The organism is Stutzerimonas stutzeri (assembly GCF_000952685.1).
Lineage (GTDB): Bacteria > Pseudomonadota > Gammaproteobacteria > Pseudomonadales > Pseudomonadaceae > Stutzerimonas > Stutzerimonas stutzeri_E.
In genome coordinates, this window is the sequence record NZ_JYHV01000034.1 from 110,920 (window position 1) to 126,266 (window position 15,347).

Genomic DNA, 15,347 nt, shown 5'->3' on the forward strand with positions numbered 1-15,347 from the left:
CCTGCGGCGCTCAGCCGCTCGCTGCAAATGGCACTCAGTTGGGCTTCTCGAAGGGTTTGTCGAAGGTGATCCTGGGCGCCTGCCATGGCCCCTCGACGTTGTATTGAACGGTGGCGAAGCGGGCGACCTTATCGCCCAGCAGCTTGTCGACGACGAACAGAGCACCACCGATGGCCGGAGCACCGACGATCAGCGCTGCCAATGGCAGGTTGTTGCTGACAGGAAGCGTCACCAGCAACTTGGCATCGATCTGATCCCTGACCAGATCCAATTGGCCATTCAACTCCAGATTGCTGGACGGCCCGGCCACCGTGAGCGGCTGCGATGTCACGTAAACCCCATGGGTCGCAACCAGCTCGGTCTGAATACGATCGTAGCTCAGACCTTTGCTGAACAGATCCGAGAAATCCAGCCGCAGACGCCGGCCGATCGAGTCGAAGTTGAGCAGACCGAAAACCCGCAGCGCCTGCGCGCCACCATCCACCTCGCGCAGCTGGCCCTTGCGCAGCCGAGCGTCGAGCCTGCCGGACAACCGGTTCAGGGCGAAGTATGCCGGCGAGCCGGGCCAGCTGCCGTCCACATCCAGACGAAAATCCCTGCTGGTGGTCGAAGGCGCGAACCCCCAGGCCAGCAATACATCGGCCACGTTTTCGCCTTCTAGCCGGCCCTTGTACCAGGTCCGTGTGGCATTCCAACCGCCGGCGCCGCCCAATTTCAGACCTTTCAGATCCAGGGCGAGATTCGAGAACGCCACGCCATCCGAGCTCGGCCGCATCTTCAATGATCCAGACCCCATCAACTCTTCGCCCCGCAGCACCTGGGCCACGCTGATATCCATCGCGGGCAAGCGCTTCGGATCGACGGCTGCCAGCGCATCGCCAGGCGGCACCTGGGGGTTGCTCGGCTCGGCAGCAGGAAGTCGCACGCGCGACAGCTCCAGTGCGATGGGCTCGCCGTCGGTATCTGACAAGCGGACGGTTCCGGCCACCGTCTCGCTGTCCAGCCCAAGCAGCCATCCGGAGGAGTGGCGCCGCAACTCGACAGCGAGGTTGTCGATATGTGTACCAAAGCCATCAAAGGCACCAATGTCGAGGTTGGCCTGTCGCAGCATCGAGGCGCCGGTCTGATCCGCCGAAGATTGGCCATAAGTTTCCAACAACGCCTGCCATGCACCCAGCTCGAGCTGCGACAGCTCGCCTCGCACATAGAGGCCCTGATCGGTGCGCAGATTCGCCGCTCCACCGCCCAAGACCAGCTCGCCGCCACCTTCGGTCCAGTCACCGTTTGGCACGACGAATGCCAGTGCTGCCAGCGTCCCATGTCGCAGCGTGTAGCGCTGTCGATCGCCACCAAAGGTCATACGCAACGTGGTGTCGCGCCGCTGTTCGGCCGGCTTGCCGAACGGCACCGGTAGCGCCAGAGCGGTACCCAGCAGGGACGAATCGACTTGTAGCTGGTTGTCGGCGCCACTCAGGTTCAGGCTCAGCCTGAACGGCAGCTCTCCAGAGAGGGGCAGCGGCTGTTCGATCTTGCGCCACGCCAGAAGTCGCTGCAGAGCTACCGTGCCCGACGCTTCGATCCGTGTGGACGGGTCGCCCGGCGCCCCGGTGGCGGTGGCCTTGCCCTGTATCGGACTGCCCAGCGTCCGGCCGCGAAACGCCTTAGCGCTGAAGCCCCGTTCGCTGTCATAACGAAACTCGCCACTCAATGTGTCGAGCTGGAGGTCCGCCTGTCTGATGAACAGTGCGGCATCGGTACTGGAAAAGTCGGCAACCACCTGAGGTTGCTCGCCCTTGGCCAGCGGGATGTCCAGCTGGAGTGTGCCGCTCAATGGCCCCTCGCCGTGCCAACCTGCGAACAGCTCGCCCGTGCCGATCGGCGCCACCTGCATCAGCGTCAGTGCATCGCGCAGACGGCCGTCCACACGTCCCTCGATGCCCAGACGCAGTGTCTGATCGCCCGCAACGTGAGGTATTTCAGCTGTGGCGTCATGTAACCGGCTGTCGAGCATCCGCCCATCGGCAAGACGGATCCGCACGCCGCTGTCCTCGATCAACACCTCACCCCTGCCTTCGCGCAGTATTGGCCAGCCGGGCTGGAATGCGAGCTCGGCATCCTTCACCTTGAAATACAGACTCAAGCTGCGTGCGGCATCGTCGGCGTTCTTGTTTATCGAGCCCTGGTACTCGAAATAGCCCTGTTCGACAGTGCCGCTGCGAATCGCCGTGTTCAGCCACTCGCTTAGCGCCGGACTCAGCGCCGGAGAGCGCGTCGGCAGATACTTCTCCGTAAAGCGGGCATCGCCGTCACGAATACCGACGCGCAGATCCATATAGTCCTCAGCCGCCGGATCGCGCATCAGACGGATCAGAAAGTCGCCGGCGATCTGCCCCTCCTCGCCCTCGACCTGCAAATAGGGCGAGGCAAGCGTGACGGCCTGATCGTCGAGCGCCCAACGCAAGCGACCGCGAGCACGATAATAGTCCCAGGGCCGCGGGAACAACTGAGCCAGATGCAGACTGAAATCCCGGTTATCGAAGCGCAGCTCGCCGCCGGCGAGATTGCCCTGTACCGCACCGCTTACGTTGTGCACGGCGGGCACCCAATCGTGCGCGGCGATGCTGACCGCATCGAGGTTGGCAGTGAATGCCAGACGTTCGTCGCGGGGTGCCGTCGGCCGGTAGTCGAGCTGAAGATTGCGCAGCGTTCCACTCGGAGCCAACCCGAGCAGGTATTCGTTTGCCAGTTCAGGTAATGGCACCACGGCATGAACCAGTGCCGCTATCGGTCCGACGGCGGTGTGATCGGACTGCAGACGCCAGCGATCCTCAGCGATGTTCTGTTGGACCAGCACTGCCGTGTCCCGCCAACGGTTTCCTGCGAACGTGAACGCCAGGCCATCGAGCTGCAGCCGGTAGCCTTCGACCCCTCGGTCGAGATAAGCATTCACCGCCAGATCTTCGATCCGAACCGGCTCCCGCTGCGATCGACCCACACGCAGTATCGGTACGTTCAGTCGAGCCACCGCGCGGGCCAACTCATGCTCACGCCAGTCAAGCCACACCTCGCCGCCGACCTGGAGCTGATCCAAGGCCCAGCTACCGGTCAGGCTCGCCGGCAACCAGGCCGCCCAGTCGCTCTGCGGCAGGCTGAGGTAGAGCTCGGCCTCACTGGCACGCCAGTCATCGGCCTGCACCCGCACCTGAGCATGCGTGCTCAGCGGCTGCCCGTCAGGCAGCAACACGCGCCCGTCGAGGCGCAAATGCTTGCCGGCAGTGTGCAGTTCGAGATTGGCATAGGTCAGGGTGACTGGCGCTTCGGTGTGCGCCTCAAGCGTGATCTGGCTATCCAGCAATCGCAGATATTGAATCCGCTGCAACTCACCCAAGAGCTTCGGCAGGTCAATCGGCCCCTGATCGTCGCGCTCGGGCAGACCGCCGACGCGCCATCTACCATCGGCACCCTGGACCAGGCTCAGATGGGCACCGACGAACTCCACCGTCCTCAATTGCAGCTGACGAGACAGAAGACTGGCAGCGATATCCGGTACCAGCGCAAGTTGGTCCAGCCGCATCGCCATGTCGCCTTCGCCGAGGATCACATCGTGGGCCAGCAACCTCGGCGAGAAACCCTCCCAGCGGCCTTCCAAGTTGCCGAGTTCGATCGGCACGTTCAACAGTTCGCGCGCCTTGTTCTGGACTTCGAGGCGATACTCGGCGACCAGCGGCACCAGTTGCCGACCGAGGCTCACATAGAGCGCCAGCAGCATCAGGCCGATCGCACCCAGCCAGAGACTGCGGCGCAGGAAGACGAGAACAAGGGCCAGCAGCCGACTCATTTGGGTACGCTCCGCACACCCGAGCCCGGATGGCCAGGTTTGCATCTAGTCAGAGCAGCACCACGTCGTACTGTTCCTGGGAATACATGGTCTCCACCTGGAACTTGATCGAGCGCCCAATGAAACTCTCGAGATCGGCGACACTGCCGGACTCTTCGTCGAGCAACCGGTCGATGACTTTCTGGTTCGCCAGCACGCGATAGCCTTCGGGCTGATAGGCGCGAGCCTCGCGAAGAATTTCGCGAAAGATCTCGTAGCAGACGGTTTCCGGGGTTTTCAGCTTGCCGCGTCCCTGGCAGCACAGACAGGGCTCGCACAGTACTTGCTCGAGGCTCTCGCGCGTGCGCTTGCGGGTCATCTGCACCAGTCCCAGCTCGGTGATGCCGATGATGTTGGTCTTGGCGTGATCCCGCTCCAGCTGCTTTTCCAGGGTGCGCAGGACCTGCCGCCGGTGCTCTTCGTCCTCCATGTCGATGAAATCGATGATGATGATGCCGCCGATATTGCGCAGCCGCAGCTGACGGGCGATGGCGGTAGCCGACTCGAGATTGGTCTTGAAAATGGTTTCTTCAAGGGTGCGGTGGCCAACGAAGGCCCCCGTGTTCACATCGATGGTGGTCATCGCTTCGGCCGGATCGATGATCAGATAGCCGCCTGACTTGAGCATGACCTTGCGCTCGAGGGCTTTCTGGATTTCGTCCTCGACACTGTAGAGATCGAAGATCGGCCGCTCGCCAGGGTAATGTTCGAGGTGCTCACTCAGCTCGGGCATCAGCTCACCGACGAACTGGCTGACCTTCTGAAAATTTTCACGTGAGTCGATGCGGATCTTCTCGATACGCGGATTGACCAGATCACGCAGGGTGCGCATGGCCAGCGACAGATCTTCATAGATCAGTGAGGGCGCGCCGGCGGTCGTCATCTGACCGTCGATCTGTTCCCACAGGCGACGCAGATAGCGGATATCCATGAGTATTTCATCGCTGCCGGCGCCTTCGGCGGCGGTGCGCAGGATGAAGCCGCCGGTTTCCTTGATGCCTTCAGCCTCGATGCATTCGGCGACCACCTGTTTGAGACGATCGCGCTCAGCCTCGTCTTCGATGCGCAGGGAGATGCCGACATGGCAGGTCTTGGGCATGTACACCAGATAACGCGAAGGTATCGAGAGCTGCGTGGTCAGTCGGGCGCCCTTGGTGCCGATCGGGTCCTTGGTAACCTGCACGACCAACGCCTGCCCGTCATGAACCAGCGCACTGATGGGTTCGACGGCGTTACCTTCACGGCTGGAGATCTCCGAAGCATGGATGAAAGCCGCGCGCTCCAGGCCGATGTCGACGAAGGCCGCCTGCATACCGGGAAGCACCCGCACTACCTTGCCCTTGTAGATATTGCCGACGATGCCGCGGCGTTGGGTACGCTCGACGTGCACCTCCTGCAGGACGCCGTTTTCCACCACCGCCACCCGGGACTCCATGGGGGTGATGTTCATCAGGATTTCTTCGCTCATTATTGTTCTCGGCTGATGGCGGTGGGGTATGCCAGGCTGCTGAAAAACTATCTGCGTTGGCAGTGCGTCGTCAAAACAGTCCGGATCACCAGCCCAATCAAATGCCCATTTAGAGCACCTGAACAGCGCTCCTTCGGCTGTTCTGCTTCGTCTTTCCTGCCTCGCCTACGTTTCTCAAATGGCCTGATAGCAGCCGAAGCTGACAAGTTGGCTCGATTCTAACGGCATACGCCGCCAAGCCCCAGGCTCTATACCAAGCTTTTACACCAGTACCGGAGCCCATAGGCGTCGAGCAGCTGGGCCGTCTCACATAGCGGCAGGCCGACCACAGCCGAATAACTACCCTCCAGCTCGCTGACGAAGACCGCCCCCCAGCCCTGAATGGCGTAGCTGCCGGCCTTGTCCTGCGGTTCGCCGCTGGCCCAGTAGGCCTCGGCTTCGTCGACCCCGATCGGCCGAAAGCGCACCCGGCTGGTGACCAGACGCGTTACGCAGCCCGACGCGCTGGCCAACGCGACGGCAGTCATCACCTCATGCTGGCGATCGGACAATGCCTGCAGCATCGCCAGCGCATCCGCCTTGCCAGCCGGTTTGCCAAGGATGCGCTGATCCAGCACCACCGTGGTATCAGCGCCCAGCACGCACGCCGAGTCACGGTCGACCAGTGACAGACCGGCCAGGGCTTTCTCGCGAGCCAAGCGCTGAACGTAGATGTCAGGTGATTCCGTCGCTGCCGGCGTTTCGTCGACGGACACCGAAATCAGGGAAAACGGAACGCCGATTTGCGTCAGCAGTTCACGACGTCGCGGGGACGCAGAGGCGAGAAACAATTCGGACATGCCAGCTCCTTGGGTGCAACGAGCGGAGCAGATTCGCATATCCAGGCGAGCCCCGGAAGCAACCCAGCAGCAATCGGCAACGGCTTAGTAGACGTTGAAACGCCGCCGCGCCCACTGCAGGGCGACGAACACCCACGGCCATAGCAATGCACTGACCGGCACGGGGACGAGGAACAACAGCGTCGGTGGGCGATTGCCGGTCAGCGTGTTGAGCCACAACTGCACCAGCTGGCCGAGCCCAAGAATTACCAGCAACACCAGACTCTGCTGCAGCAGCGGAAACATCCGCAGACGCTGCTGCAGACTCAATACGAGAAAGGTGATCAGAATCAGCGGCAGGCCGTTCTGCCCGAGCAAGGTGCCAGACAGCACATCAAGCATCAGCCCGAAGAAGAATGCCGCCGCCATGCCGCCGCGATGAGGCAAAGTGATCGCCCAATAAGCGATGAACATGCCGAGCCAGAGCGGGCGCGCCAAACCAAGACTGGCGGGCATGGGAGCGACACTGAGCAGCAGGGCCAGCACCATCGATAACCAGATGACCCAACCGTTATTCAGCCGCCCATGGATCATGGCCGCTCCTCGTTACTCGGTGGTGCCGCGTCTGGAGCAGCTGTATCTGCGGGGTCAGTTGTCGCCTGCGCCGCCTCGCGGTCGGCCGATTCCTGAGCCTTCGCGGCCGCAGTGGCGCGCTCTTCCGGCGTCCGCGCATCACTGAAGACCAGCAACAGGTAGCGGCTACGATTGAGCATGGCGGTGGGGATGGCGCGGACGATCAGGAAAGGCTGCCCGGAACCGCGCACCACCTCGGTGACCTGCGCAACCGGATAACCGCTAGGAAAGCGCTGTCCGAGCCCAGAGCTCACCAGCAAATCGCCCTCTTTGATGTCGGCTGTCTCGGCGACATGGCGCAGCTCGAGATAGTCGGGGCTGCCGGTGCCTACCGCGATCGCGCGCAGACCGTTGCGATTGACCTGTACCGGGATGCTATGGGTCACGTCCGTCAGCAGCAGCACCCGGGCAGCGTAGGGCATGACCTCGACGACCTGCCCCATCAATCCGCTGGCGTCGAGTACCGGCTGACCGAGAAACACGCCGTCGCGCTCGCCCTTGTCGATCAAGATGCGATGAGTGAAGGGGTTGGGATCCAGTCCGATCAGCTCGCTGACGATCACCTTGTCGTCGACCAGGGCGGCGGAATTGAGCAGCTCGCGTAGGCGCACATTCTGCTCGGTGAGCATCGCCAGCTTCTGCAGGCGCCGCTGCATCAACAGCGCCTCCGCCTTGAGCTTCTCGTTCTCGGCCACCAGGCTGGTGCTGCTGCTGATCTGCTCGGTGGCCCGCTGCCAGGTCCGCACCGGCAGGTCAGCCAGCCAGTAGAACGGGGTCAGCACAAGTCCCATCTGGCTGCGCAAGGGCTTCAGGGTCTCGAAGCGAGCATCCACTACCATCAACGCGACACAGAGCACGGAGAGCACCAGCAGGCGAACTCCAAGCAAGGGTCCTTTGGCGAACAGTGGTTTGATGGGCGGGTCCTCGCAGCTGCAGGCTTCAAACTAAACGCGACAAGCCGAGAGCAGAGCGGCCCCTGCTATCGGCTTGCGCTTGGAGCTTATCAGGCCGTTGAAAAACGTAGGCGAGGCAGGCAAGACGAGGCGGAAACAGCCGAAGAAGCGCAGTTTAGGTTTCTAAATGAGCATTCTGAGGCTGTTTTCAACGAAGTATTTGCCAACGCAGCTAGTTTTTAAACGGCCTGCTAGCGCTTGTCACTCACTCCGTGGACAACAGATCCATGGCATGACGGTCCATCATTTCCAGCGCTCGACCGCCACCACGTGCCACACAGGTCAGCGGCTCTTCGGCCACGATGACTGGCAGGCCGGTTTCCTGCGCCAACAGCTTGTCGAGATCACGCAACAATGCGCCGCCACCGGTCAGTACCAAGCCGCGCTCGGCGATATCCGAAGCCAGTTCGGGGGGGGATTGCTCCAGCGCGCTCTTGACCGCCTGGACGATAGTCGCCAGCGACTCCTGCAGCGCTTCGAGGACCTCGTTGGAGTTGAGCGTGAAGCTGCGCGGCACACCTTCGGCTAGGTTACGGCCACGAACGTCGACTTCACGCACATCACTGCTCGGGAACGCGGTGCCGATTTCCTGCTTGATCCGTTCGGCGGTGGATTCACCGATCAGGCTGCCATAGTTGCGGCGTACATAGGTGACGATGGATTCATCGAAGCGGTCGCCGCCTACACGCACGGACTCGGCATAGACCACGCCGTTGAGGGAAATCAGCGCGATCTCGGTGGTACCGCCACCGATATCGACAACCATTGAACCGCGCGCTTCGTCGACCGGCAGTCCAGCGCCGATGGCCGCGGCCATCGGCTCTTCAATCAGGAACACCTCACGTGCGCCAGCACCGAGTGCCGATTCCCGAATCGCGCGGCGCTCGACCTGAGTCGATTTGCAGGGCACGCAGATCAGAACACGCGGGCTGGGCTGCAGGAAACTGTTTTCATGAACCTTGTTGATGAAGTACTGCAGCATCTTTTCGCACACGCTGAAATCGGCGATCACGCCGTCTTTCATCGGGCGGATGGCGTTGATGTTGCCAGGGGTCCGGCCGAGCATGCGTTTGGCGTCGGTGCCCACCGCGACAACACTTTTCTGGTTGCCGTGGGAGCGAATGGCAACCACTGACGGCTCGTTCAGGACGATGCCACGGTCGCGCACATAAATGAGGGTATTGGCAGTGCCCAGGTCGATCGACAAATCGCTGGAAAACATGCCACGCAGTTTTTTGAACATGGGGAAAGGGCCCTGGGGCAAACGCGTGGGGAAAAAAGTGCCGCAAACTCTAACAATGGTGCGAACTTAGGGCAAGGCGCTCGTAGACGCGCGTCTGGCCATACGTGAGCCACTGCCCAAAATATAACCAACCGCAAAAACCCGCCGGATGAGCGGCAAGCCGCAGCCGCGCTACCGGCAAGCGCCGCAGACATGTAAGATTGACGGCTTTTCCGGGCTCGAATGCCCACTGCTGCGGCTCGCACCCTGCTGCTCTTGCGTCGGCCTTTGCCGACGGAAGGCGTACCCGATTCGCTTCCCGCTGGAGAATCCCGATGGCGCTTGAACGCTCCGAGGTGGAAAAGATCGCTCATCTGGCCCGTCTAGGCCTGAATGAAGCCGACCTGCCCCGCACCACCGAGACCCTGAACAACATCCTGGGCCTGGTCGATCGCATGCAAGCGGTCGACACCACCGGCATCGAGCCGCTCGCTCATCCGCTGGAAACGCATCAGCGCCTGCGCGCCGACGCCGTCACCGAACGCAATCAGCGCGACGCCTACCAGGCCATTGCCCCGGCCGTGGAAGACGGCCTGTATCTGGTTCCGCGGGTGATCGAGTAATGAAGGACGCCGACATGCATCAATTGACCCTCGCCGAAATCGCTCGCGCTTTGGCCGACAAGCGCTTCTCGGCCGAAGAGCTGACCCGTGCGCTGCTCACGCGCATCCAGACGCTCGACCCGCAACTGAACAGCTTCATCACCGTGACCGAAGAGCAGGCCCTGGCTCAGGCCCGAGCAGCCGATGCACGCCGCGCCAATGGTGAAAGCGGCTCGCTGCTGGGCGCACCGATCGGTCACAAGGATCTGTTCTGCACCGAGGGCGTACGCACCAGCTGTGGTTCGAAGATCCTCGACAGTTTCAAATCGCCCTACGATGCCACGGTCGTCGAGCGACTCGCTGCAGCCGGCTCCGTCTCGCTGGGCAAACTGAACATGGACGAGTTCGCCATGGGCTCGGCCAACGAGTCGAGTTTCTACGGCGCGGTGAAGAATCCCTGGGACCTGACCCGAGTGCCCGGTGGTTCTTCCGGCGGATCGGCCGCGGCAGTGGCGGCGCGCCTGTTGCCCGCCGCAACCGGCAGCGACACCGGCGGCTCGATCCGCCAACCCGCGGCACTGACCAACCTCACCGGTCTCAAACCGACCTACGGACGCGTTTCACGCTGGGGCATGATCGCCTATGCCTCGAGCCTCGATCAGGGCGGCCCGCTGGCCCGCACAGCCGAAGATTGTGCACTGATGCTCGGCACCATGGCCGGCTTCGATCCGAAGGACTCCACCAGCGTCGATCAACCGCTGGATGATTACCTCGCCGCCCTCGACAAGCCGCTGACCGGCCTGCGCATCGGCCTGCCAAAGGAATACTTCGGCGCCGGCCTGGACGCGAAGATCGCCGATGCGGTGATGGCTGCGGTCGATGCGCTGGAGAAGCTCGGCGCAACGGTGAAAGAAATCAGCCTGCCGAACATGCAGCACGCCATCCCTTCCTATTATGTGATCGCGCCAGCCGAAGCCAGCTCCAACCTATCGCGCTTCGATGGCGTGCGTTTCGGCTATCGCTGCGAAGATCCGACCGACCTGACCGATCTCTATAAGCGTTCGCGCGCCGAAGGCTTCGGTGACGAGGTCAAGCGGCGGATCATGGTCGGTACCTATGCGCTGTCCGCGGGCTACTACGACGCCTACTACCTCAAAGCGCAGAAGATCCGCCGGCTGATCAAGAACGACTTCGTCAGTGCGTTCGACGAAGTGGACGTAATTCTCGGCCCGACCACGCCCAACCTGGCCTGGAAGCTCGGCGAGAAGAACGCTGACCCGGTCTCGGCCTATCTGGAGGACATCTACACCATCACCGCCAACCTGGCCGGCATCCCTGGGCTCTCGATGCCGGCGGGGTTCATCGATGGCCTGCCGGTCGGTGTGCAGCTACTGGCGCCTTATTTCCAGGAGGCGCGTCTGCTCAACGTGGCGCACCAGTACCAGCAGGTCACTGATTGGCACAAACAAGCACCGAGCGGATTCTGAGGAGATAGAAGATGCAATGGGAAACCGTCATCGGGCTGGAAATCCACGCACAGCTCGCAACCCAGTCGAAGATTTTCTCCGGCAGTGCCACCACTTTTGGTGCCGAACCCAACACCCAGGCCAGCCTGGTTGACCTGGGCATGCCTGGCACGCTGCCGGTGCTCAACGCCGAAGCCGTGCGCATGGCCTGCAAGTTCGGTCTGGCGATCGATGCCGAGATCGCCGGGAAGAACGTCTTCGCCCGCAAGAATTATTTCTACCCGGACCTACCCAAGGGTTACCAGACCAGCCAGATGGATCACCCCATTGTCGGCAAGGGATTCCTCGACATCGCCCTGGAAGATGGCTCGCAGAAGCGCATCGGCATCACCCGCGCGCATCTGGAAGAAGACGCCGGCAAGAGTTTGCATGAAGACTTCCACGGCATGAGCGGAATCGACCTCAACCGCGCCGGCACACCGTTGCTGGAAATCGTCTCAGAGCCGGACATTCGCAGCGCCAAGGAAGCGGTGGCCTACGTCAAGGCCATCCATGCGTTGGTGCGCTACCTGGGGATTTGTGACGGCAACATGGCTGAAGGCTCGCTGCGTTGCGACTGCAACGTTTCGGTACGCCCCAAAGGCCAGGCCGAGTTCGGCACCCGCGCCGAGATCAAGAACGTCAACTCCTTCCGTTTCATCGAAAAGGCGATCAACCACGAGGTACAGCGCCAGATCGAGCTGATCGAGGACGGCGGCAAGGTGGTGCAGGAAACCCGCCTGTACGACCCGAACAAGGACGAGACGCGCTCGATGCGCAGCAAGGAAGAAGCCAACGACTACCGCTACTTCCCCTGCCCGGACCTGCTGCCGGTGGTAATCGAACAGAGCTTCCTCGACGAGGTGCGCGCCAGCCTGCCGGAACTACCCGTAGAGAAGCGCGAGCGTTTCCAGCGCGAATTCGGCCTGTCGGCCTATGACGCCGACGTCCTGGCTGCCAGCCGCGAAATGGCTGACTATTTCGAGGCGGTACAGCAGGCTTGCGGCGACGCCAAGTTGGCCGCCAACTGGGTCATGGGCGAACTCTCCAGCCTGCTCAACAAGGAAGGCCTTGAGATCGACCAGTCGCCGGTATCGGCCGAGCAACTGGGCGGCATGATCCTGCGCATCAAGGACAACACCATCAGCGGCAAGATCGCCAAGATGGTCTTCGAAGCCATGGCGACCGGCGAAGGCTCAGCCGATGAGATCATCGAGAAGAAGGGCCTCAAGCAGGTCACCGACTCCGGTGCCATCGAGAAGATGCTCGACGAGGTGCTCGCCGCCAACGCCGAGCAGGTCGAGCAATACCGCGCCAGCGATGAAGCCAAGCGCGGCAAGATGTTCGGCTTTTTCGTCGGCCAGGCGATGAAGGCGTCCAAGGGCAAGGCCAACCCCGGCCAGGTCAACCAGCTGCTCAAAAGCAAGCTGGAAGGCTGATTGACGGGGCGGGTCGTCAGGCCCGCCCCGCTTGCCCCGCCGCGCACCGCGCCGCTCGACGAGCGGCGACAGGTTGAACGGCTGTCTGGGTTGACGTTCAAAAGCTTTCCAGGCCATAGAACTGATCAGTCCCGCCCGGGAAGGATTGACGCATGCGAACCAGACTGCTGCTCATTGCACTGCCCTTGGCGCTGTTTGGTGGTTGTGGCGACACCCAGGAGGCCTACTCCAAAGCCAGAAACAGTTTTACCCAGCAAGGCATGGCTTCCTACTACGCGCGCAGCTTTCATGGCGAGGAGACTGCCAGCGGCGAAACCTTCAACCAGAACGAACTGGTCGCTGCGCACAAGACGCTGCCATTCGGTACGCAGGTGAAGGTAACCAACCTGGACAACGGAAGACAGGTTACGGTGCGAATCGTCGATCGCGGCCCGTTCGAACCAGGACGAATAATCGATCTATCGAGGGTCGCTGCTGCCAGGATCGACCTGCTCGAAGATGGCATCGCCAGGGTAAAAATCGAAAAAGTGAACCGATAGAACACGCACGTCCCACATCCGGAGTTTCGATGAGTTTGTTGACATTCGCCTATCTGATCGGCGGACTGGTATTGCTGGTGCTAGGCGCCGAAGCATTGGTACGCGGAGCCGTGAAGCTGGCCGCGCGCTTTGGTATTTCGCCGCTGATCATTGGCTTGACCGTCGTCGCGTTCGGCACCAGCGCACCGGAAACGGCGGTCAGCATCCAGGCCTCGTTGAACGGGAGCGGTGACATTGCCGTCGGCAATGTAATCGGCAGCAACATCGCCAACATTCTGCTGATTCTCGGGCTATCCGCACTGGTGGCTCCGTTACTGGTGTCGCGTCAGCTGGTGCGCCTCGACGTGCCGGTAATGATCGCTGCCGGAGTGCTGACCTTCGGCCTCGCTTCGAATGGCACCGTAAGCCGTCTGGACGGATGCATTCTGCTGGCGCTTCTCCTGGCCTATACGTTGTTTCTGGTCATTGCCAGCAAACGCGAGACGCAACGTGCGCAGCGGGACGAGTTCGCCGTGGAGTATGGCGCCGAGGAGCAGGCCAAGCCATTCGGCTGGGTATTGCAGCTGTTGTTGATCCTGCTTGGGCTGGGCCTGCTCGTTGCCGGGTCCAACCTGCTGATCGAAGGCGCGGTGGCCTTGGCGCGAGCGCTCGGCCTGTCGGAGCTGGTCATCGGCCTCACCGTGATTGCCGTCGGCACCTCGCTGCCCGAATTGGCGACTTCATTGCTGGCCGTGTACCGCGGCGAGCGCGATATCGCTGTTGGCAATGTCGTTGGCAGCTGCATCTTCAACCTGTTGCTGGTGCTCGGTGCCGGGGCATTGGTGTCGACCAACGGCCTGTCCATTTCGCCCAATGCTCTGGCCTTCGATCTGCCGGTCATGCTCGCGGTATTTGCCGCCTGCCTGCCAATCTTCTTCTCTGGCTATCGAATCAATCGCTGGGAAGGCACGATGTTCTTCGGCTACTACCTGGCCTACACGCTCTACTTGGTGCTGTTTTCCACCGGCCTACCGGCGATTAATCTGCTACGTCATGCAATGACTTGGTACGTATTGCCCTTGACCGCCATCACGCTTTTGGTGATCTTTCTGCGCGCCTGGAAATACCAGCGCTGAGCGATGCCTTTCACTCCTGGAGCGCCCTTTTGTGTCCCTGATGACGTTCGTCTATTTGATAGCCGGTCTGGTGCTTCTTGTCGCCGGCGCCGAGGTTCTGGTGCGCGGCGCGGCCAAACTGGCAGCCCAGTTCGGCATCCCGCCGTTGATTATCGGCCTCACCGTCGTGGCCTTTGGTACCAGTGCGCCGGAGACGGCGGTGAGCGTGCAGGCATCGATAAACGGCAGCGGCGATATCGCTATCGGCAACGTGCTCGGGAGCAATATCGCCAACGTTCTGCTGATTCTCGGCATGACCTCGCTGGTCGCGCCGCTGATCGTTTCCCGTCAGTTGATTCGCCTCGATGTACCGATCATGATCGGCGCCAGCTTGCTCACCTACGCCCTGGCCTGGGACGGTACGTTAAGCCGGCTCGATGGCGCGCTGCTATTTGCCTTGGTTGTCAGCTACACGTTTTTCCTGATCATCAGCAGCCGCCGCGCCAGTGCAGCTGCAACCGCCGACGATGAGTTCGCCAGAGAATTTGGCCTCGATGCCCAACCCAAGCCCTACGCCAGCCTGATCAACGCGGGCCTGGTGATAGCCGGCTTGGTGCTCTTGGTGGGCGGTTCCCATTTTCTGGTGGAAGGTGCGGTATCGCTGGCCCGAGCGCTGGGTCTGTCGGAATTGGTGATCGGCCTGACCGTCATTGCCGTCGGCACTTCGCTTCCAGAACTCGCCACCTCGATACTCGCCGCTATCCGCGGCGAACGTGATATCGCCGTCGGCAACATCGTCGGCAGCAACATATTCAATTTGCTCTGCGTCCTCGGGCTGGCCTCGCTGGTGTCGCCGGAAGCGATCGGGGTGGCCGCCAATGCATTGGCCTTCGATTTCCCAGTGATGATTGCGGTGGCCCTGGCCTGCCTACCGATCTTTTTCTCCGGCTATAGCATCAACCGTTGGGAAGGCCTGCTGTTTCTGGCCTATTACATCGCCTATACGCTCTACCTGGTGATGGTCAGCACCGGGCGTCCCTTTGCCGAGACGTTTGGCGATGCGATGATCGGCTATGCCGTACCGCTGACCACCGTGACCTTGCTGGTGATCGCCAGCCGGGCCTGGCGGAAGCAACGTTGAACCCGTAGTGCTTTCTAGAGAGCTTGATCGGCAAACGCGCCGAGACGGGCCGCAAA

12 protein-coding genes are annotated in these 15,347 nt (G+C 61.7%); 6 read left to right on the top strand and 6 right to left on the bottom strand.

All coding sequences use genetic code 11. The features are described 5' to 3' along the window. Window positions 1-34: 34 nt before the first annotated feature. The 6 genes from UF78_RS17615 to mreB form a co-directional block, all read right to left on the bottom strand. Window positions 35-3,838, bottom strand: a complete 3,804-nt coding sequence (locus tag UF78_RS17615; RefSeq protein WP_045163519.1) for a YhdP family protein — start codon at window positions 3,836-3,838, stop codon at window positions 35-37. 49 nt (window positions 3,839-3,887) lie between these two features. Further along, the gene (gene rng / locus UF78_RS17620) at window positions 3,888-5,345 is read right to left on the bottom strand and encodes a ribonuclease G (protein ID WP_045163520.1); all 1,458 of its coding nucleotides are present in this window, start codon (window positions 5,343-5,345) and stop codon (window positions 3,888-3,890) included. Between the two features lie 248 nt (window positions 5,346-5,593). Next, complete coding sequence (locus UF78_RS17625; RefSeq protein ID WP_045163521.1) at window positions 5,594-6,184, bottom strand: Maf family protein; 591 nt, start codon at window positions 6,182-6,184, stop codon at window positions 5,594-5,596. Between the two features lie 84 nt (window positions 6,185-6,268). Then, on the bottom strand, window positions 6,269-6,757 hold the full coding sequence (gene mreD / locus UF78_RS17630) for a rod shape-determining protein MreD (protein ID WP_045163522.1): 489 nt from the start codon (window positions 6,755-6,757) through the stop codon (window positions 6,269-6,271). Beyond that, window positions 6,754-7,683: a rod shape-determining protein MreC gene (gene mreC / locus UF78_RS17635; RefSeq protein WP_045163523.1), complete on the bottom strand. Its 930-nt coding sequence runs from the start codon at window positions 7,681-7,683 to the stop codon at window positions 6,754-6,756. The genes mreD and mreC overlap by 4 nt, the downstream gene beginning before the upstream one ends. 271 nt (window positions 7,684-7,954) lie before the next feature. Next, entirely contained in the window at window positions 7,955-8,992 is a 1,038-nt protein-coding gene (mreB, locus tag UF78_RS17640) for a rod shape-determining protein MreB (protein WP_025242938.1), read from the bottom strand. Window positions 8,993-9,306: 314 nt separating this feature from the next. Here mreB and gatC point away from each other — a divergent pair, with 314 nt between their 5' ends. From gatC to UF78_RS17670, 6 genes are all read left to right on the top strand, one after another. Beyond that, a complete protein-coding gene (gene gatC, locus UF78_RS17645) occupies window positions 9,307-9,594 on the top strand; it encodes an Asp-tRNA(Asn)/Glu-tRNA(Gln) amidotransferase subunit GatC (RefSeq protein WP_045163524.1) in 288 nt (95 codons plus the stop codon). A 14-nt stretch (window positions 9,595-9,608) separates the two neighbouring features. Then, window positions 9,609-11,060 carry an Asp-tRNA(Asn)/Glu-tRNA(Gln) amidotransferase subunit GatA gene (gene gatA / locus UF78_RS17650; protein WP_045163642.1) on the top strand — a complete coding sequence of 484 codons (1,452 nt, stop codon included), beginning with the start codon at window positions 9,609-9,611 and terminating at the stop codon, window positions 11,058-11,060. An 11-nt stretch (window positions 11,061-11,071) separates the two neighbouring features. Beyond that, window positions 11,072-12,517: an Asp-tRNA(Asn)/Glu-tRNA(Gln) amidotransferase subunit GatB gene (gene gatB, locus UF78_RS17655; RefSeq protein WP_045163525.1), complete on the top strand. Its 1,446-nt coding sequence runs from the start codon at window positions 11,072-11,074 to the stop codon at window positions 12,515-12,517. A gap of 152 nt (window positions 12,518-12,669) precedes the next feature. Next, a complete protein-coding gene (locus UF78_RS17660) occupies window positions 12,670-13,056 on the top strand; it encodes a septal ring lytic transglycosylase RlpA family protein (protein WP_045163526.1) in 387 nt (128 codons plus the stop codon). Window positions 13,057-13,085: 29 nt separating this feature from the next. Then, entirely contained in the window at window positions 13,086-14,171 is a 1,086-nt protein-coding gene (locus UF78_RS17665; protein ID WP_045163527.1) for a calcium/sodium antiporter, read from the top strand. 31 nt (window positions 14,172-14,202) lie between these two features. Further along, window positions 14,203-15,291, top strand: a complete 1,089-nt coding sequence (locus UF78_RS17670) for a calcium/sodium antiporter (protein WP_045163528.1) — start codon at window positions 14,203-14,205, stop codon at window positions 15,289-15,291. Window positions 15,292-15,347 lie beyond the last annotated feature (56 nt).